We start from the raw sequence: 2,435 nt of genomic DNA on the forward strand, positions 1-2,435 counted from the left end.
CGTCTGGCCCTGTCTCGGTCCCGAAACAGGGCCAGACGCCCGCTCACAGCAGGGGCATCAGGCCGGCGCAGGCGCCTCGGTGCGCTCGCGGTGCTGCACGGGCGACATCGCCGCCGCGCACACGACGCCGACCACCAGGACCACGCCGACCAGCAGCAGCGTCTGGGCCGCGGCGTCCGCGAAGCCCGCGAAGAACGCCTGCTGGGCGACGGCGCCGACCTGCTCCGCGACCGCTGCGGGTACGGAGTCGGGCAGCTGCACCGACCCGGCCGCCGTGCTGCCGAGGCTGCCGCTGGACTGCGCGATCCCGTCGAGGAAGGGCTGCCGCACCTGCTCGGGCAGCTGCCCGGCCAGGTCCTGTGCCGCTGCCGGGACGGTGACCGCGAGACGGGCCGAGAGCACGGCCACGACGACGGCGGACCCGATCACGCCACCCACCTGCCGGTTGGTGTTGAACGCGCCGGCGCCCGCACCCGCCGTGCGGGCGTCGAGGCCCGACGTGGCCAGGTTGGACAGCGGCGAGAACGTGAGGCCGGTGCCGACACCGAAGAGCGCCATCGGCCACAGCAGGGCGTACGGCGACAGGTCGGGGTCCAGGATGCCGGCGAGCCAGATCACCGCACCGGCGATCGCGGCGAACCCGGCCGCGACCACCCACTTCGCGGGCACCCGGTCGGAGAGACGTCCGGCGAACGGCGCGACGACGCCGGACACGAGCGAGCCGGGCATCATCACGAGCGCCGCCTGGATCGGCGTCAGGCCGAGGATGGACTGCAGGAAGATCGTCAGCGGGAAGAAGATGGCGATCATCGCGAACGTCACGACCATGCCGTCGACGTTGGCGAGCGAGAAGTTGCGCGAGCGGAACAGCCGCAGCGGCAGCAGCGCTCGCGAGCCCTGCCGGTGCTGCCACCAGACGAAGCCGACGAGGACCAGCAGCCCCAGCCCCACGACCGACCACACGGAGAACGGCCCCCAGATGTGGCCCCAGTCGTAGTTCTCGCCCTCCTGCAGGCCGAAGACCACCGCCGCGAGGCCGATCACCGACAGGACCACGCCCCACGGGTCCATGGAGGTCCCGTGCGAGGGGAGGTGCGGCAGCCGCGTGACCGAGAACCAGAGGGCCGCGACGCCCACCGGGATGTTGACGTAGAAGATCCACTCCCAGCCGACCGTCTCGACGAAGATGCCGCCGAGCAGCGGGCCGGCGATCGTCGCGACGCCCGCCGTCGCGCCCCACAGCCCCATCGCCGCACCGCGCTGGGTGGGCGGGAAGACGCGCGTGATCATCGACATCGTCTGCGGGGTCATCATCGCGGCGCCGACGCCCTGGACGACGCGGAACCCGATCAGCCAGCCGATCTCCGGCTCCGAGCCGATGTTCCCCGAGAACCCGCAGAGGAACGAGAACGTCGTGAACACGACGAGCCCGACGATGAAGACCGACTTCTGCCCGTAGCGGTCCCCGAGGCGGCCGGCCAGCAGCATCAGCACGGCGTACGACAGCAGGTAGGCGCTGTTCACCCAGCCGACCTGGATGAGGGAGGCGGAGAACTGGTCGGTCAGGGTGGGGATGGCGATGTTCACGATCGTGGTGTCGACCATGATCATGAAGAAGCCGAGGATGAGCGGCGGGAGCACGCTCCAGGCCGACCTGCCGCCCAGGTCGACGAGAGGGGTCACCGGGGCGCGCCCGGACGTGGTGGACATGCGACGAGCGTGGCACGAGCCACCGACGCGCGCCGCTCCGGCGCGGTCGTGCCCGCCCCCCAGGACCCTTCGCCGACAGGACCGTTCGCTGACAGGGACCGTTCGCCGAGAGCGATCCGCCGACGCTGGCACTCTCAGGGGTCGAGTGCTAAAACATGTGCTGTAGCCAGCGTGCCGGAAGGCCCGGCACGTCGATCGCGCTCAGGGCCGCGCGCCGCGGCCTCGTCGAGGAGGTGATGTGCGATGGCTACCTACTGGGACCCGTTCCAGGAGATGGACCGGCTCTTCGGTTCGCTCGCGCTGAACACGCGCAACGCGCCGACCATGCCGATGGACCTCTTCCGCGAGGGAGACCACTTCGTCCTGGCGGCGGACCTGCCCGGCATCGACCCGGGCAGCATCGACGTCTCGTGCGAGGACCGCACGCTGACGATCAGGGCCGAGCGCACGCCCCGCTCCGCGGAGGGGCAGTGGCTGCTGCGCGAGCGCCAGTCCGGCACCGTGGCACGGCAGCTCACCCTGGGTCGCGGTCTGGCGCTCGACCGGATCAGCGCGTCCTACGCCGACGGCGTGCTCACCCTCACCATCCCGGTGTCCGAGGAGGCCAGGCCGCGCCGGATCGAGGTCAGCCACGCCGCCTCGTCGCCGACGGCGATCGAGGCGGGCGCCTGACCGTCCCCGCCTGCCAGCGACGCCCGCGCCGACCTCACGGCGGCGCGGGCGTC

At 71.9% G+C, this 2,435-nt stretch carries 2 protein-coding genes; one reads left to right on the forward strand and one right to left on the reverse strand.

The window, feature by feature from the left end:
- Positions 1–57: 57 nt before the first annotated feature.
- On the reverse strand, positions 58–1,710 hold the full coding sequence (locus ACWGKI_RS20770) for a DHA2 family efflux MFS transporter permease subunit (RefSeq protein ID WP_380245597.1): 1,653 nt from the start codon (positions 1,708–1,710) through the stop codon (positions 58–60).
- Positions 1,711–1,953: 243 nt separating this feature from the next.
- On the opposite strand from ACWGKI_RS20770, the gene ACWGKI_RS20775 reads away from it, so the two are divergent.
- Complete coding sequence (locus ACWGKI_RS20775; RefSeq protein WP_380245596.1) at positions 1,954–2,382, forward strand: Hsp20/alpha crystallin family protein; 429 nt, start codon at positions 1,954–1,956, stop codon at positions 2,380–2,382.
- The last annotated feature ends 53 nt before the right edge of the window (positions 2,383–2,435 follow it).

The organism is Isoptericola sp. NPDC055881 (assembly GCF_053615895.1).

Coding starts and splice junctions, on each gene's coding strand:
- ACWGKI_RS20770 (WP_380245597.1), bottom strand. CDS start 1,710: ATGTCCACCACGTCCGGGCGCGCCCCGGTGACCCCTCTCGTCGACCTG.
- ACWGKI_RS20775 (WP_380245596.1), top strand. CDS start 1,954: ATGGCTACCTACTGGGACCCGTTCCAGGAGATGGACCGGCTCTTCGGT.